The following is a 16105-nucleotide window of genomic DNA, read 5'->3' on the forward strand; positions in this document are numbered from 1 at the left end:
ATATTCTCGCCACAGGCTTGATGCTTGACGGGGAAGTGCCCCAGACCGGGCGGGTCTTCGTCAGCTATTTTCCAGCGTCGCCGCCACCTTAAACTCCGGTCATGTCATCGATCATCTCCAGCCAGTTTGCCAGCCGCGTCACGCTGGTGCGCGACAAGGTGGAGTCTTTCGCGGCCTACCCGTTTCACCTGCCGGCCATCCGCACGCTGGAGCATATTGACCTGCACCCGAAAGTGACGTTCTTTGTGGGTGAAAACGGCTCGGGAAAGTCGACGCTGCTGGAGGCGATTGCAGTTTCGCTGGGGTTTAACGCAGAAGGCGGTACCAAAAATTTCCGTTTCGGTACGCGCGTTTCCCATTCGGTGCTGAACGAATACATTCGCGTTGCCAAAGGCTTCAAGCGGCCGAAGACCGGCTTTTTTCTGCGTGCAGAGAGCTTCTTCAATGTGGCGACGGAGATCGAGAACCTGGACGCAGAACCTTCCATGGGGCCGCCGGTGATCACTTTCTATGGCTCGCGCTCGTTGCATGAGCAGTCTCACGGCGAGTCATTTCTGTCGCTGCTCAACCACCGGTTCGGCCCGGAAGGGATGTACATCCTTGACGAGCCGGAAGCGGCCCTGTCGCCGCAACGCCAGCTGGCGGTGTTGTCGCGCATGCATGACCTGGTGCTGGAGCGGTCGCAGTTTTTGATCGCGACGCATTCGCCCATCCTGATGGCTTACCCGGACGCCTGGATTTATGCGTGCTCAGAGTCCGGCCTGGAGCGCATTCAGTACGTCGAGACTGAGCACTACCGGGTTACGCGCGATTTTTTGCAAAACCCGGAGCGCATGCTTCGCCTGCTGCTGGAGCGCAAGGACGAACCTGACGCATCTGCGTGAGCGGGGCCTGGATCAAACCATCGCCGCCAGCCGCGTCCCCTGGTTAATCGCGCGTTTGGCGTCGAGTTCGCTGGCTTCATCTGCGCCGCCAATCAGGTGCGTCTTGACGCCTGCCGCGCGCAGCGGCTCCAGCAGTTCGCGGAGGGGTTCCTGCCCGGCGCACAGCACGATGTTGTCGACTGACAGCACGGTGCCGTCCAGCCGCTTTTCGCCGAAGGTGATGAAGAGGCTGAGGCCTGAGCCTCCTTCGTTTTCACCAATGCGTTCATAGTTGACGCCTGAAAGCATTTCGACGTTTTTCATTTTCAGCGCGGCACGGTGGATCCAGCCGGTGGTCTTGCCCAGGCCCGCGCCCAGCTTGCCGGGCTTGCGCTGCAGCAGGGTGACATGGCGCGCCGGCGGCGTGACCTGCGGGCGCACGACGCCGCCGCGCACTTCGCCGGGATCGGCCACACCCCATTCGGCGAGCCAGGCGGGCAGGTCGAGTGCGGTGGAGTGACCGGTGGGTGTGACGAGGAATTCGGCGACGTCAAAGCCGATGCCGCCTGCGCCTATGAGCGCGACGCGCTCGCCCACGGGTTGGCGGCCCAGCAGCACATCGATGTAGCTGAGCACCTTGGGATGGTCTTGCCCGGGAATGCGCGGGTTGCGCGGCGTGACGCCGGTGGCCAGCACGACTTCGTCAAACTTTTGCGCAATGAGGTCGGCCGCCGAGACGCGGGTGTTCAGGTGCAGCTTCACGCCGGTGCCGGTGATGCGCTGGCCGAAGTAGCGCAGGGTTTCTTCGAACTCTTCCTTGCCGGGCACGCGCTTGGCCAGGTTGAACTGGCCGCCGATTTTGTCGGCAGCGTCATACAAATCCACGCTGTGGCCGCGCAGGGCCAAAGTGGTGGCGGCGGCCAGACCCGCGGGGCCTGCGCCTATGACGGCAACGCGTTTTTTGGCGGGGGCGATGCGAATGACAAGTTCGGTTTCATGCCCGGCGCGGGGGTTGACCAGGCAGCTTGCCAGCTTGGCCTGAAAGGCGTGGTCCAGGCAGGCCTGGTTGCAGGCGATGCAGGTGTTGATCTCGTCGCGGCGGCCCTGCGCGGCCTTGTTGACAAACTCGGGGTCTGCCAGGAAGGGGCGGGCCATGCTGACCATGTCGGCGCTGCCGTCGGCCAGAACCTGTTCGGCCACTTCGGGCATGTTCAGGCGGTTGCTGGTGATGACAGGAATCGTGAGGCCGGCGGCACGCAGGTCGCCTCGCAGCTTTTTGGTGACCCAGGTGAAGGCGCCGCGTGGTACTGACGTCGCGATTGTCGGCACACGCGCCTCATGCCAGCCGATGCCGCTGTTGATGAGCGTGGCACCGGCGGCTTCAACGGCTTTGGCCAGCAGCACGACTTCTTCCCAGCTGCTGCCGCCGGGAATCAGGTCGATCATCGAGAGGCGGTAGATGATGATGAAGTCGCGGCCGACGGCTTCGCGCGTGCGGCGCACGATCTCCACGGCCACACGCATGCGGTTGCCATAGCTGCCGCCCCACTCGTCGGTGCGCTGGTTGGTGTGGGTAACGAGGAACTGGTTGATAAAGTAGCCTTCGCTGCCCATGATCTCGACGCCGTCGTAGCCGCCATCGCGGGCCAGCATGGCGCAGCGGATGAAGGCGCGAATCTGCCGCTCGACGCCGCCGGAGCTAAGCTCGCGCGGGGTGAATGGCGAGATCGGGCTCTGGATGCGCGAGGGCGCGACGCACAGCGGGTGGTAGCCGTAGCGGCCGGTGTGCAAAATTTGCAGGGCAATCTTGCCGCCTTCGGTGTGCACGGCGTCGGTGACCTGTTTGTGGCGACGCGCAGCGCCTGAGCTGGCGAGCATGCCGGCGAAAGGTTTGGTCCAGCCGGCGATGTTGGGCGCAAAGCCCCCGGTAACCATGAGGCCCACGCCGCCGCGTGCGCGCTCGGCAAAGTAGGCGGCCATGGCGGGGAAGTGTTTGCGGCCGTCTTCCAGGCCGGTGTGCATGCTGCCCATCAGCACGCGGTTCTTCAGCGTGGTGAAGCCCAGGTCCAGCGGCGCGAGCAGGTGGGGGTAGGGGGAAGCGGGGTCCAGGGAAAAAGAAGAAGACGCAAGGGAAGGGGGCGTCGTCGCCGAAGTGGGGGTCGCGGCCAAGGCAGGTCTCCTGTCAAAACTGCCTGCATGGTAGTCGCTGCAGGGCCAACGGCACAGCGCGCCGGGTACTCTAGGGGACAGGCTCTACGCCGCCTTCGGGCTAACCCGGGCCCCCACGGTCGCTCACTTCGTGTAGCTCCCTGCCCCCCAAGGGGGCCGCTGCGCCTGCGGCCCGGCGAAGCCGGTTCCGCGGCCCCTGCTTGCATGAAGAGTTCAGCGGCGTAACCAGTGGGCGTATTTCACCAGTGGGGGCCGCGGGACTGGCTTTGCCAGACCGCAGGCGCCGCCCCCTCGAGGGGGAACAGGCTACACGCAGTGAGCCTGGACGGGGGTGGCTTATAGATCGCCCGGCGAAGCCGGTTCCGCGGCTCATGCTGGCCTGGCCGGCTCGCTTTGCATCGCCTTTTCTGGTGCCCTCAGGGTATCGGGGCAGCGGCCTTGCGGTGTTGTCCGACACCCGCCCGCAGCCTGTGCTGGTACTTTGAAGCTTCGATTTCTGGAGCACTCATGGCAAAAACCAACACCAGCCCGACACGCGCCAAAACCGGCGAAGGCGCGACGGTGCCGCATCCTCCGCACAGCGAGCCGGACGATGAAGCGGATGGCAACGATGCCAGCACCTTGATTGAAAACCCGGTGAAGCCCGGAAAGGCCGGCAAGCTCAAGCAGCACAGCTTTCCTGACGGCGGGGGCAGTGGCGGCGCCGAGGCTTTCCGGCGCGGGCCGGGCCGGGGGAAGCCTTCGCCCGGCGTTTAACCGGTGTTTGGCCAGCGTTTGATCGGGGTCTGATGAAACTCGCGACCTTTAACGTCAACGGCATCAAGACGCGGCTTCCGCAGTTACTTGACTGGCTGGCCAAAGAATCGCCCGACGCGGTCTGCCTGCAGGAGCTCAAGGCGCTGGACAGTGTGTTTCCCCAGGCCGACCTGCGGGAAGCGGGTTACAGCGCTTTATGGAAAGGCCAGCGTTCATGGAACGGTGTGGCGATTCTGGCCAGGGGTGAGGCGCCGGTTGAAATACGGCGTGAGCTGCCCGGCGATACGTCAGATGACCACAGCCGCTATCTGGAGGCGGCGGTGGACGGCATCGTCGTGGCTTGCCTGTACCTGCCCAACGGCAACCCGCAGCCCGGCCCCAAGTTTGACTACAAGCTGGCCTGGTTTGAGCGGCTGCAGAAGCACGCGGCGGGGCTTTATGCGTCCGGGCACCCGGTGGGGCTGGCGGGTGACTTCAACGTGGTGCCGACGGACTTTGATATCTACAACCCCAAGTCCTGGCGCAAGGACGCCTTGTTGCAGCCCGAAAGCCGGGCGGCCTATGAAAAGCTGTTGGGGCAAGGCTGGGTAGACAGCCTGCGGCATTTGCATCCGGACGAACGCGTCTACACCTTCTGGGATTATTTTCGCCAGCATTGGCAGCGCAACGCGGGCTTGCGCATCGACCACATCCTGCTGAACGCTGAACTGGCGCCGCGCCTGAAAGCTGCCGGGGTAGACAGCTGGGTGCGCGGGCAGGAGCACGCCAGCGACCATGCGCCGGTGTGGGTGGAGCTGGGTGTGGCGCGTAAAGCAGCGGGCGCGGTGAAGAAGAAGGTGGCCAAAGTGGCCAGGCCGCGAGCGGCAGCGATGCCGCGCAAAAAAGCTCCGTAAGCCAATGCCGTGCCTTGCGGATTCGTTGCTATTAATTCAATAGCTGCCTGCGCAAGTCCCTATTGGTCTAGCGGCTGTTTTTGATCGCAGTCGCGGCGTCAGTCACCAGTTCAGGGCCCTTGTAGATGAGGCCGGTATAGATCTGCACGACGTCGGCGCCGGCCTTGATCTTGGAGACGGCGTCCGCACCGCTCATGATGCCGCCCACGCCGATGATGGGAAAGCCTTTGCCGAGTGCCGCGCGCAACTGGCCGATGACGCGGTTGCTGGCCTCCAGCACCGGGGCGCCGCTCAGGCCGCCGGCCTCTTCGGCATGGCGCATGCCTTTCACCGCGTCGCGGCTCAGCGTGGTGTTGGTGGCGACGACGCCGTCCATGGCGTGGCGCTTGAGCGTGGCGGCAATCACATCGACCTGGGCTTCATCGAGGTCGGGTGCGATCTTCACAAAAATCGGCACACGCTTGCCGTGCTGTTTGGCCAGGGTCTCGCGGCGTTCGGCAATGCGGCCGAGCAGGGCGTCCAGGGCTTCGTCGCTTTGCAGGGCGCGCAGGTTTTTGGTGTTGGGGCTGGAGATATTGACGGTGACGTAGTCCGCGTGCGGGTAGACACCGTCCAGGCAGGTCAGGTAATCGTCCACCGCGTTTTCAATCGGCGTGGCGGCGTTTTTGCCGATGTTCAGGCCCAGCAGCAGGCTGTTTGGCGCGCCTTGCTTGCGCACGCTGGATCGCTGCACATTGGCCAGAAAAGCGGCCAGCCCTTCATTGTTAAAGCCCAGGCGGTTGATGAGCGCGTTGGCTTCGGTGAGGCGGAACATGCGCGGCTTGGGGTTGCCCGGTTGGCCCAGAGGGGTGACGGTGCCGACTTCGACAAAACCAAAACCCATGGCGGCCAGGCCGTCGATGCAACGGGCGTTTTTATCGAGCCCGGCGGCCAGACCCACGCGGTTGGCGAATTTCAGGCCGGCCAGCTCGACGGGATCGCTCACGCGGTTGCCGCAGTAGGCCAGCGACAGCGGCGTGCCCTGGGTACGCGCGAGCGAAGCCATGGTCAGCTCGTGGGCGGTTTCGGGGTCAAGCCCAAATAAAAAAGGGCGGGCCAGGGCGTAGGGGAGCAGGGACATTGGATAATTCGGCTGTTGGCGATGAGGCGATGAACCACCCGGGCAGGCCGGGCATGAAGCCTGATTGTCGCAAAACCCGTTTCGCCCCGGCCCGACCCCCAAACACTCTTCAACACTTCCATGACTCAAGCCATGACCCAAGACGAACTCAAAACCCTGGTCGGCCAGGCAGCCCTGCACTATGTCGAGGAAGGTAGCATTGTGGGAGTGGGCACCGGCTCGACTGTGAACAAATTCATTGACGCGCTGGGCACCATGAAGGGGCGCATTGCCGGTGCCGTGTCGAGCTCGGTGGCCTCGACGGAACGCCTGCAGGCGCTAGGCATCAAGGTGTTTGATGCGACGGAGGTGGACGAGCTGGCGGTGTACATCGACGGCGCGGACGAAATCGACAACGCGGGTTATATGGTCAAGGGCGGCGGTGCGGCGCTGACGCGTGAAAAGATCGTGGCAGCCCAGTCGCGCAAGTTTGTCTGCATTGCCGACGAGTCCAAGCTGGTGCAGGCTCTGGGCAACTTTCCGCTGCCCGTTGAGGTGATTCCGATGGCGGCCAGGCGCATCGCGCGGCAGTTTGCGGCCATGGGCGGCACGGCCAACCTGCGGCTCAAGGACGGTAAACCGCTGGTCACCGACAACGGCCAGCACATCCTGGACGTGACCGGCCTGAAGCTGACCGATCCGCTGGGTTTTGAGTCGCAGGTCAACCAGTGGCCGGGCGTGGTGACGGTGGGGGTGTTCGCCCACCAGAAGGCGCATGTCTGCCTGCTGGGTGCGCCGGGCGGGGTGAAGACGCTGGTGTTCTAGGCTGCTCTAGCCCCAGAAAGCAAAACGCCGGGCTGGTACCCGGCGTTTTGCATTTTTCAGAGCCCGCTCAGAATTTGATGCCGGCAGGGTTGTTGGCCGTGGCGGCGGGCGGTGCCGCCGGAGCAGCCTGCTGGGATGGTGCGGCAGGAGCGGCTGGGGCGGTGCCCGCTGCTGGAGATTTGCTCACGGCGACCAGGGGTGTAGGCGCGGGGCGCTGGTAGGTGGCTGGTAATATGGACGCAGCAGGGTAGCCCGCTGCATTCAGGTACTGCGTCCACTCTGCGTCCGAATAGCCTTTGAGTTGCTGGGCGGCTATGGTCAGAAAGGGTAGCGATGCATCGCCGCTCACCCGCTGCAGGGCCGCAATATCTTCATTGGTGCTAACGGTTTTCTCGCTGAAGGGAATGCCACGGCTTATCAGCATGGCACGGGCGGAACCGCAGGGAATACATTTTTCGTTGGTGTACAACGTGACCGGGTATTTGCTGACAACCTGTCGCAATTCGAAAGGAAGACCTCCGGATGCTGCTCCACCACTTGACGCTGCGTTGGCAGCGCTAACCTTGCCGCTACTTGCCGCCGGCGGTGGCTGGTCGGAAAAGGTGACCTTGCCGTCGGGTCCCACGATGCGGTAGACCTGCTGCGCGTGTGACGGCAGCGCCATAAAAATTAAGCTTCCCCCAAGCAGCAGCATGGCCAGCAGGGCGTTAGGAGAGAAGGATCTAACAGCGTTTGATTTCATGGTTTCCCCAGTCAGTCTTGAATTTGAATTGAAGTGGCTTGGCTCAGGTGTTTCAAGCCATACCCTGGTGGCGCATCAGCGCGTCCAGCGTTGGCTCCCGGCCCCGGAAGGCCTTGAATGATTCCATGGCCGGACGGCTGCCCCCTGCTTCCAGGATGGCTTGCCGGTATTTTCGGCCTGTTTCTACATTAACGGTACCCGATCCTGTGCCGGCGTCAGTGTTTGTACCCGGATCGGCTGCAGGATGGGCGGACTCTTCAAACGCGGCATAAGCGTCGGCAGACAGGACTTCGGCCCATTTGTAGCTGTAATACCCGGCCGCATAACCACCGGAAAAAATGTGACTGAATGTATGCGCAGTACGGCTGTAGGCCGGGGCCGCAATGACAGCGACTTCGCGGCGCACCTCGTTCAGGAGATCCATCAGGTCGTCGGCTGGGTTGTGAGAGGTGTGCAGCAGCATGTCGAATAGTGAAAACTCGACCTGGCGCAGCGTCTGCATGCCGCTCTGGAAGTTTTTGGCGGCCAGCATCTTGTCGAACAGCTCGCGCGGCAGGGCAGCGCCGGTGTCCACGTGGGCGGTCATGTGCTTGAGCACGTCCCACTCCCAGCAAAAGTTTTCCATGAACTGGCTGGGAAGCTCGACGGCGTCCCATTCGACGCCGCTGATGCCGGAAACGTCCCGTTCGTTGACCTGGGTGAGCATGTGGTGCAGCCCGTGGCCGAATTCGTGGAACAGCGTGGTCACGTCGTCGTGCGTGAGCAGGGCTGGCTTGCCGCCCACGCCCTCGGCGAAATTGCAGACGAGATGCGCCACCGGGGTTTGTAGCTTGCCGTTGTCGGGGCGCAGCCAGCGGGTGCGCACATCATCCATCCAGGCGCCGCCGCGTTTGCCGTTGCGGGCGGGCTGGTCCAGGTAGAACTGGCCCACGAGCTGGCCGTTGCGCTCGATACGGAAAAACTCTACGCCAGGCTTCCACACGGGTGCCGAGTCCTTGCGGATGGCGACTTCAAACAGTGTTTCCACGATCCTGAAGAGGCCTGCCAGCACTTTGGGGGCAGTGAAGTACTGTTTGACTTCCTGTTCACTGAAGGCGTAGCGCGCTTCCTTGAGTTTTTCGCCGATGTAGGCGTAGTCCCAGGCTTGCAGGTCGGCCAGGCCCAACTGGGTGGTGGCAAAGGCGCGCAGGTCGGTAACATCCTTTTCGGCATAGGGTCGGGCGCGCCGGGCAAGGTCACGCAAAAACGTGATGACCTCGTCGGGGGACTTGGCCATCTTGGCGACCACCGAGACCTCGCCGAAATTACGGTAGCCCAGCAGCTTCGCCTCTTCGAGGCGCAGCGCAAGGATTTCCTTCATGATGGCGCTGTTGTCGAATTTGCTGAACTCGGGTGCGGCCTGGTCGCTGGCGCGGGTGGTGTAGGCCTTGTAAAAGGTTTCGCGCAGTTTGCTGCTTTTGGCAAACTGCATGACAGGCAGGTAGCTTGGCATTTTCAGGCTGAGGCGGTAGCCGGTCTTGCCTTCGGACTGGGCCTGGTTGCGTGCTGTTTCAAGCACGTCTGCAGGAATGCCCTCAACCTCGGCTTCTGTCGCGTAATAGGCAAATGCGTCGGTGGCGTCCAGGGCGTTCTCACTGAATTTCTGGTTCAGCTCGGCCTGGCGTTCCTGGATCTCGGCAAAACGGTCGCGGTCGGCGCCCTTCAGTTCCGCACCCGACAGCACAAAGTTGCGAATGGCGTTTTTATGGGCCTGGCGCTGCTCGGTGTTCAGGGTGGCCACGTCGATGGCTTTGTATTTGGCGTAAAGGCGCTCATCGGCGCCCAGGCGGGTCCAGAACTCAGTCACGCGCGGCAGGGCGGCGTTGTAGGCCGCGCGCAGTTCCGGCGTGTCGGCCACGCTGTTGAGGTGGCTCACGGCGCCCCAAGCGCGGCCCAGGTTCTCGGTGGCCACGTCCAGCACGCCGGCGATACCGCTCCATGAGGCCGGAAAATCCGCTGCCGTGACATGCTCAAGGGCGCTTTCAGCCTTGGCCAGCAGCTCGTCGAGGGCTGGCGCCACATGCTCGGGCTGAATCCGGTCAAACAGGGGAAGGTCGGAGAAGTCGAGAAGGGGATTGGTCATGACGTACAGCTGTGGGCGAAAGTCTCGAATCTAAAGGCCTGGGGCTACCGGGCCAGGAAGAATGTGCCTGTCGGGGCGCTATCGGGGCAATTACCCCGTGCCTTGCGGGCGGGGAACTCAGCCCTGTGCACTCTTCTTGACGCTTTTCAATTGGGGTTTTTTGGCGCGTTTGACGGTGCCGCCGGGCGTGAGGCGCTGGTTGCCGAGCACGCGCAGGGTTTTGACTTCGGGGCGCTGGCCGTAGCGGGAGCTGTTTTTCAGTACCTTGACATCACGGGGGCCGGGCATGCGGTCTTCATTGACCTTCTTTTCCTTTTCCGGCATTGGGCGCCACAGGACCAGCAGCTTGCCGATATGCTGGATGGGGGCGGCGTTGAGTTCATCTGCCAGGTTCTGGAAAATCGCTTCTCGGCCGGCGCGGTCGTCTGATTGAACCCGCACCTTGATGAGGCCGTGCGCGTTCAGGGCCGCGTCGGTTTCTTTCTTGACGGCAGCGGTCAGGCCATCGGAGCCGATCATCACCACTGCGTTCAGGTGATGGGCATCGGCGCGGTGATCCTTGCGCTGGGCGGGGGTAAGTTGTATTTGAGCCATGACCCAATTATCGGGGGAGTCGGGAAGAGGACAATAGACCCCATGAAAGTAAATGCCAAGACCGACTTCAAACCCGGCACCCAGACCGACGCGAAGGCCGCTGCCAAAGCCGTATCGAAAGCCAGTGCGAAAGGGAAAAAGGTCAACAAGGCGTGGTTGCACGACCACATCAACGACCCCTACGTCAAATTGGCCCAAAAAGAGGGCTACCGGGCCAGGGCCGCTTACAAATTGAAGGAAATTGACGAAACCTTCGGCCTGATCCGGCCGGGGGACTGTGTGGTCGACCTGGGTAGCACGCCCGGGGCCTGGAGTCAGTACGTGAGGCGCAAGCTGTCACCCACCGGCGCGGCGGCGGGGGAGCTCAACGGCCGCATCATCGGGCTGGACCTGCTGCCCATGGAGCCGATCGAGGGGGTGACTTTTATCCAGGGCGACTTCCGGGAGGCGGAGGTGCTGCAGAAGCTGGAGCAGGCGCTGGCCTCGTCCGAAGGGCAGATCCGGGTCGATCTTGTGATCTCGGACATGGCGCCCAACCTGTCGGGTATTGAATCGGCCGATGCGGCCCGGATTGCCCACCTCATAGAGCTGGCCGTGGAATTTGCCCAGAACCGGATGAAACCGGATGGCACGCTGGTGGTGAAGCTTTTTCACGGCAGTGGATACGATCAGCTCGTGAAGCTTTTCAAGGACACCTTCAAGACGGTCAAGCCCCTCAAACCCAAGGCCTCGCGCCCCGGGTCGTCGGAGATTTTCCTGATTGGCAGAGGACTTAAAAGGCGCGCTGACGCTGCACAATGAGTGCGATACGGTGGCAAAAATCACCTAAACCCGCTTCAAACATGGGGCTGGCAGGGGATTACGCGGTTTTTGCCCTTGAAACGCCTAAAATCAGGCGCATGTGACTTTTGTTCTTATACCGGAGTAGTCCTTGAACAATCAGTGGTTTTCCAAAATTGCAATCTGGCTGGTTATCGCCATGGTGCTGTTTACCGTATTCAAGCAATTTGATCCACGCGGTAGCGCCGGCTCAAACTACCTGGGTTACTCCGAGTTCCTGGAAGAGGTGCGCGGCAAGCGCATCAAGCAGGCCACCATCGCCGAAGGCCAGGGCGGCACCGAGATTTCCGCAACCACGGTGGATGATCGCAAGGTTCGCACCACCGCAACCTACCTTGACCGCGGCCTCGTCGGCGACCTGATCGCCAACGACGTGAAGTTTGACGTCAAGCCCCGCGAAGAAACCTCCCTGCTCACGTCCCTGCTGATCAGCTGGGGCCCCATGCTGCTGCTGATCGGCGTGTGGATTTATTTCATGCGGCAGATGCAGGGCGGCGGCAAGGGCGGGGCTTTCAGCTTCGGTAAATCCAAGGCGCGCCTGCTCGATGAATCCACCAATCCAGTGACTTTTGCCGACGTGGCGGGCTGCGACGAAGCCAAGGAAGAAGTCAAGGAAGTGGTCGACTTCCTGAAAGACCCCGCCAAATTCCAGAAACTGGGTGGCCGTATTCCGCGTGGCTTGCTGCTGGTTGGCCCTCCGGGCACCGGTAAAACCCTGCTGGCCAAGAGCATTGCCGGCGAAGCAAAAGTTCCGTTTTTCTCGATTTCCGGCTCTGACTTCGTTGAAATGTTCGTCGGTGTGGGTGCGTCGCGTGTGCGCGACATGTTCGACAACGCCAAGAAAAACGCGCCTTGCATCATCTTTATCGATGAAATCGACGCAGTCGGCCGCCAGCGCGGCGCGGGCCTGGGCGGCGGCAATGACGAACGCGAGCAGACCCTGAACCAGATGCTGGTCGAGATGGATGGTTTTGAAACCAATGTCGGCGTGATCGTGGTGGCTGCCACCAACCGTCCCGACATCCTGGACGCCGCCTTGCTTCGTCCCGGCCGTTTTGACCGCCAGGTCTATGTGACGCTGCCCGATATCCGCGGCCGCGAGCAGATCCTGAATGTGCACATGCGCAAGGTTCCGCTCGGCCAGGATGTGAGCCCCGGGGTCATCGCCCGCGGCACGCCCGGCATGTCGGGCGCTGACCTGGCCAACCTGTGCAACGAAGCCGCCCTGATGGCTGCACGCCGCAACGCGCGCACCGTCGAGATGCAGGACTTCGAAAAAGCCAAAGACAAGATACTGATGGGCCCCGAGCGCAAGAGCATGGTCATGCCCGAAGAAGAGCGCCGCAACACGGCCTACCATGAGTCCGGTCACGCGCTGCTCGGCAAGATGCTGCCGAAGTGCGATCCGGTTCACAAGGTCACCATTATTCCGCGCGGCCGTGCACTGGGCGTGACCATGAGCCTGCCGGCGCAAGACCGCTACAGCTATGACCGCGAGTACATGCTGAGCCAGATCAGCATGCTGTTTGGCGGCCGTATCGCCGAAGAAGTCTTCATGAACCAGATGACCACGGGCGCCAGCAACGACTTTGAACGTGCCACAGCGCTGGCCCGCGACATGGTCACCCGTTACGGCATGACCGAGGCCCTGGGCCCCATGGTGTACGCGGAAAATGAAGGCGAAGTGTTTTTGGGCCGTTCAGTCACCAAGACCAACAACATGAGCGAGTCGACCCTGCAAAAGGTGGACGGCGAAGTACGCCGCATCATCGACCAGCAGTACGCCCAGGCGCGCAAGCTGATCGAGGACAACCAGGACAAGATGCATGCCATGGCCAAGGCCTTGCTCGAATGGGAAACCATTGACGGCGACCAGCTGGACGACATCATGGCCGGCAAGGAACCCCGGCCGCCCAAGGACTGGACGCCGCGCAATTCGTCGGTAGGCGGCGGTAGCGGTCCCAGCGGCGGTACACCTGCTGTCAGTACCGATCCGGCACCTACGGTAGCCTGATTCCTCCACAAGCATGAAGACGACTGCCAGGCAGTCATCACAACCGGGGCCAGTCCCCGGTTTTTTCATGGTGGAGAACATGGCTCCTGGGCTTGCCACTTTGTATGGCTTCGGCAACGCACCGTTCGTTGCGCGGTATTGCATTGCTTACCGGCCTGTGGTTTAACCCTTCATTCGTTTCGGGACATCCATCCATGATCTGGCAAACCTCCCGCTTTCAGATTGATCTGTCCAAGCCGCGCGTCATGGGTATCGTCAATGTCACGCCCGACTCATTTTCGGATGGGGGCAGGTATTTCACCCTCGGTGGTGGTTTTTCAGGCGTCTTTGCTCATTGTGAGAAATTGATCCGGGATGGCGCCGACATGCTGGACATTGGCGGTGAATCAAGCCGGCCTGGCGCACCGCCCGTACCACTGGAGGAAGAGCTTGAACGGGTGCTGCCTGTGGTTCGCCATGCGGTCAGCCTCGGTGTGCCGCTGTCGGTTGACACGTACAAACCTGAAGTGATGCAGGCTGTGCTCGACCTGGGCGCCGATGTCATCAACGACATCTGGGCCCTGCGCAAACCGGGTGCGGTGCAGGTGGTGGCGCAGCACCCGAATTGCGGTGTCTGTCTGATGCACATGCATCGCGAACCCCAGACCATGCAGGTTGCCCCCATGGAGGGCGATGTGGTACCGCAGGTGATGGCTTTTCTGGAAAGCGCCGCATCTGGCCTGCAGGCCGCTGGCGTTGATAGATCCCGCATCGTGCTGGATGTGGGTGTGGGCTTTGGTAAAACCGTGGCGCAGAATTTCGCGTTGCTCGCGCGGCAGCAGGAGTTCCTCGCCACCGGTTATCCGTTGCTGGCCGCCTGGTCGCGCAAATCGTCTTTGGCCGCCGTAACCAGCGCCTCGCTCGCGACTGTCGCCCAGCTCGACGTGACCGACCGCATGGTACCCAGCGTAGCGGCCGCCTTGCTGGCGGTGGACCGAGGCGCCCGTATCGTGCGTGTGCATGATGTGCGTGAGACTGTGCAGGCCCTGAAGGTATGGATGGCAGCGCGCTAGCAGTTTTGTCGCTATCCGGCAAAGATGGCGGCTTTGGCCGACAAAGGGCTGTACGGGGCACCTAAAATAGGCCCCTGTTTCAAGAACAACAAGCTCCACAGGGACAAAACTCCATGACCAGAAAATACTTCGGCACCGACGGCATTCGCGGAACGGTGGGCCAGCCGCCCATCACGCCCGACTTCGTCTTACGGCTTGCGCACGCGGTCGGCCGGGTCCTTCGCAAGACCGAATCCCGCCCTACGGTGCTGATCGGCAAGGACACCCGCATTTCCGGCTACATGCTGGAAAGCGCGCTGGAGTCCGGCTTCAACTCCGCCGGCGTCGATGTAGTGCTGCTCGGCCCCTTGCCTACGCCGGGTGTGGCCTACCTCACGCGGGCCCAACGCGCCAGCCTGGGGGTCGTCATCAGTGCGAGCCACAACGCCTACCCTGACAACGGCATCAAGTTTTTCAGCGCGCAGGGCACCAAGCTCGATGATGCGTGGGAACTGGCCGTGGAAGCTGCGCTCGACGAGCCACCCGTCTGGGCCGATTCTGCGACTTTGGGCAAAGCCCGCCGTCTTGATGATGCGGCAGGACGTTATACCGAATTTTGCAAAAGCACCTTTGCCAATGACCTGACGCTTCGCGGCCTGAAGATCGTGGTCGACGGTGCCCACGGTGCGGCTTATCACATCGCCCCCATGGTTTTTCATGAACTGGGCGCTGAAGTCATTGCCATCGGCTGCGCACCCGACGGCCTCAACATCAACCACGAAGTCGGTGCGACGCACCCCGAGGCTCTGATCGCCAAGGTCAAGGCCAGCAAGGCGGACTACGGCATTGCGCTGGACGGCGACGCCGACCGGCTGCAGATCGTGGACGCCGAAGGCCGGCTCTTCAACGGCGACGAGGTGCTGTACCTGATGGTCAACGAGCGGCTGGCGCGCGGTGAGAAAGTACCCGGCACCGTGGGCACCCTGATGACCAATATGGCCGTGGAAGTGGCGTTGAAGGCCAAAGGCGTGGAATTTGTACGCGCCAAGGTTGGCGACCGCTACGTGCTCGAGGAGCTTGAAAAGCGTGGCTGGCTGCTGGGCGGCGAGGGTTCGGGCCACCTGCTGGCGCTCGACAAGCACACCACCGGTGACGGCCTCATCAGCGCGTTGCAGGTGTTGCAGGCCTGTGTGCGCAGCAAGAAAACTCTCGCCCAGCTGCTGAGCGATGTAGTGTTGTTCCCGCAGACACTGGTCAATGTGCGCCTCAAGCCCGACCAGGACTGGCAGAGCAGCAAACCCCTGGCCGACATGACCAAAACGGTGGAAGCCGAGTTGGGCAACACGGGCCGCCTGTTGATTCGTGCCAGCGGCACCGAGCCGCTGCTGCGTGTGATGGTCGAAGCGCGCGATGCGGCCCAGGCCAAAAGCTGCGCCGAGCGGGTGGCGGACACGGTGCGGTCCTGAGTGACTTATTCAGGAAAATAGTGGCTGAAACCCTTTAAGGGCGGGCGCAAGCAGCTATTAAATCGATAGCGATCCGTCGAACAGGCTAGGAAGCCTCTACGGCCTCCATCAAGCGAGCCCGCTCATCCGGCGTGAGCACCTTGGGTGATACGCGTGGCATCCCATCATCCGGGTTAAAGAAGGGCGTGATCTTGTAGCCGCCATTGAGCCTCGTGCGTATCAGTGTCGCCATGAACCGGAGGATGGACACGGTGGTGCTGACCGGCATGGCTTCGGGGTTACCTTTGGCGCTCTTCATGCCGACTTTCATGCGCACAAGGCCGAAGGCGGCGTCGAGACTTGTTGACGGATCTTTCAGGCAGTTGTGCAGCAGGCCGACATGCGAGACCTTGAAGTCACGCGAGGTGTTGCCGATCGGTGTGTTGCAACAGCTGGCATACCAGCGCAACATGCCCTTGTCACTGAGCGACATGCAGGTGAGCGCCTCCTGGCCGTGGGTGAAGGTGACGTGTTGGGGCAGCGTGGCGACCACGTCCGATCCGCCCATTTCATCCAGAATCTCGTCGGCTTTGCCCAGAAAGTGGGCGTAGGCCTGGCAGTCCTTGCAGTAGCAGATACCCCGGCATACCGATTCGGTGTGACTGACATGGCCGCGGAGTGTGCCGCATTGGCAGCGCAAGGGGTGATTCAT

At 62.2% G+C, this 16105-nt stretch carries 14 protein-coding genes; 8 read left to right on the forward strand and 6 right to left on the reverse strand.

The genetic code is table 11. The features are described 5' to 3' along the window. The first annotated feature begins 110 nt into the window (after positions 1 to 110). Complete coding sequence (locus AC1D13_RS04155; RefSeq protein WP_477667252.1) at positions 111 to 884, forward strand: AAA family ATPase; 774 nt, start codon at positions 111 to 113, stop codon at positions 882 to 884. Between the two features lie 12 nt (positions 885 to 896). Here AC1D13_RS04155 and AC1D13_RS04160 read toward each other — a convergent pair whose 3' ends face one another. Further along, the gene (locus tag AC1D13_RS04160) at positions 897 to 2972 is read right to left on the reverse strand and encodes an oxidoreductase (protein WP_477689143.1); all 2076 of its coding nucleotides are present in this window, start codon (positions 2970 to 2972) and stop codon (positions 897 to 899) included. Positions 2973 to 3539: 567 nt separating this feature from the next. On the opposite strand from AC1D13_RS04160, the gene AC1D13_RS04165 reads away from it, so the two are divergent. Together AC1D13_RS04165 and xth are read left to right on the forward strand one after the other, a co-directional pair. After that, positions 3540 to 3788, forward strand: a complete 249-nt coding sequence (locus AC1D13_RS04165) for a hypothetical protein (protein ID WP_457278734.1) — start codon at positions 3540 to 3542, stop codon at positions 3786 to 3788. A gap of 32 nt (positions 3789 to 3820) precedes the next feature. Then, complete coding sequence (xth, locus tag AC1D13_RS04170; protein WP_477688997.1) at positions 3821 to 4681, forward strand: exodeoxyribonuclease III; 861 nt, start codon at positions 3821 to 3823, stop codon at positions 4679 to 4681. A 67-nt stretch (positions 4682 to 4748) separates the two neighbouring features. On the opposite strand, the gene AC1D13_RS04175 is transcribed toward xth, so the two are convergent. After that, on the reverse strand, positions 4749 to 5801 hold the full coding sequence (locus tag AC1D13_RS04175) for a quinone-dependent dihydroorotate dehydrogenase (protein ID WP_477688998.1): 1053 nt from the start codon (positions 5799 to 5801) through the stop codon (positions 4749 to 4751). A gap of 132 nt (positions 5802 to 5933) precedes the next feature. On the opposite strand from AC1D13_RS04175, the gene rpiA reads away from it, so the two are divergent. Further along, positions 5934 to 6605, forward strand: a complete 672-nt coding sequence (gene rpiA, locus AC1D13_RS04180) for a ribose-5-phosphate isomerase RpiA (RefSeq protein ID WP_477688999.1) — start codon at positions 5934 to 5936, stop codon at positions 6603 to 6605. 67 nt (positions 6606 to 6672) lie between these two features. Here rpiA and AC1D13_RS04185 read toward each other — a convergent pair whose 3' ends face one another. From AC1D13_RS04185 to AC1D13_RS04195, 3 genes are all read right to left on the reverse strand, one after another. Beyond that, entirely contained in the window at positions 6673 to 7347 is a 675-nt protein-coding gene (locus AC1D13_RS04185; protein WP_457278731.1) for a glutaredoxin family protein, read from the reverse strand. A gap of 52 nt (positions 7348 to 7399) precedes the next feature. Beyond that, complete coding sequence (locus AC1D13_RS04190; RefSeq protein ID WP_457278730.1) at positions 7400 to 9469, reverse strand: M3 family metallopeptidase; 2070 nt, start codon at positions 9467 to 9469, stop codon at positions 7400 to 7402. 117 nt (positions 9470 to 9586) lie between these two features. Beyond that, a complete protein-coding gene (locus tag AC1D13_RS04195) occupies positions 9587 to 10063 on the reverse strand; it encodes a YhbY family RNA-binding protein (RefSeq protein ID WP_457278729.1) in 477 nt (158 codons plus the stop codon). Between the two features lie 42 nt (positions 10064 to 10105). On the opposite strand from AC1D13_RS04195, the gene AC1D13_RS04200 reads away from it, so the two are divergent. From AC1D13_RS04200 to glmM, 4 genes are all read left to right on the forward strand, one after another. Next, positions 10106 to 10864, forward strand: a complete 759-nt coding sequence (locus AC1D13_RS04200) for an RlmE family RNA methyltransferase (protein ID WP_457278728.1) — start codon at positions 10106 to 10108, stop codon at positions 10862 to 10864. Between the two features lie 130 nt (positions 10865 to 10994). Then, entirely contained in the window at positions 10995 to 12917 is a 1923-nt protein-coding gene (ftsH, locus tag AC1D13_RS04205; RefSeq protein WP_457278727.1) for an ATP-dependent zinc metalloprotease FtsH, read from the forward strand. 194 nt (positions 12918 to 13111) lie between these two features. Further along, on the forward strand, positions 13112 to 13969 hold the full coding sequence (gene folP / locus AC1D13_RS04210; protein WP_477689000.1) for a dihydropteroate synthase: 858 nt from the start codon (positions 13112 to 13114) through the stop codon (positions 13967 to 13969). Positions 13970 to 14082: 113 nt separating this feature from the next. Then, positions 14083 to 15414 (forward strand): phosphoglucosamine mutase, encoded by a 1332-nt coding sequence (glmM, locus tag AC1D13_RS04215; RefSeq protein WP_477689001.1) that lies wholly within the window; start codon positions 14083 to 14085, stop codon positions 15412 to 15414. An 85-nt stretch (positions 15415 to 15499) separates the two neighbouring features. On the opposite strand, the gene AC1D13_RS04220 is transcribed toward glmM, so the two are convergent. After that, positions 15500 to 16105 carry a DUF6151 family protein gene (locus tag AC1D13_RS04220; RefSeq protein WP_477689002.1) on the reverse strand — a complete coding sequence of 202 codons (606 nt, stop codon included), beginning with the start codon at positions 16103 to 16105 and terminating at the stop codon, positions 15500 to 15502.

It is taken from the genome of Polaromonas sp. P1_E12 (assembly GCF_056405975.1).

Excerpts from the sequence above, each read along its gene's own strand:
- AC1D13_RS04165 (WP_457278734.1), top strand. The coding sequence starts at position 3,540 with ATGGCAAAAACCAACACCAGCCCGACACGCGCCAAAACCGGCGAAGGC.
- xth (WP_477688997.1), top strand. The coding sequence starts at position 3,821 with ATGAAACTCGCGACCTTTAACGTCAACGGCATCAAGACGCGGCTTCCG.
- AC1D13_RS04175 (WP_477688998.1), bottom strand. The coding sequence starts at position 5,801 with ATGTCCCTGCTCCCCTACGCCCTGGCCCGCCCTTTTTTATTTGGGCTT.
- rpiA (WP_477688999.1), top strand. The coding sequence starts at position 5,934 with ATGACCCAAGACGAACTCAAAACCCTGGTCGGCCAGGCAGCCCTGCAC.
- AC1D13_RS04185 (WP_457278731.1), bottom strand. The coding sequence starts at position 7,347 with ATGAAATCAAACGCTGTTAGATCCTTCTCTCCTAACGCCCTGCTGGCC.
- AC1D13_RS04190 (WP_457278730.1), bottom strand. The coding sequence starts at position 9,469 with ATGACCAATCCCCTTCTCGACTTCTCCGACCTTCCCCTGTTTGACCGG.
- AC1D13_RS04195 (WP_457278729.1), bottom strand. The coding sequence starts at position 10,063 with ATGGCTCAAATACAACTTACCCCCGCCCAGCGCAAGGATCACCGCGCC.
- AC1D13_RS04200 (WP_457278728.1), top strand. The coding sequence starts at position 10,106 with ATGAAAGTAAATGCCAAGACCGACTTCAAACCCGGCACCCAGACCGAC.
- folP (WP_477689000.1), top strand. The coding sequence starts at position 13,112 with ATGATCTGGCAAACCTCCCGCTTTCAGATTGATCTGTCCAAGCCGCGC.
- glmM (WP_477689001.1), top strand. The coding sequence starts at position 14,083 with ATGACCAGAAAATACTTCGGCACCGACGGCATTCGCGGAACGGTGGGC.
- AC1D13_RS04220 (WP_477689002.1), bottom strand. The coding sequence starts at position 16,105 with ATGAATCACCCCTTGCGCTGCCAATGCGGCACACTCCGCGGCCATGTC.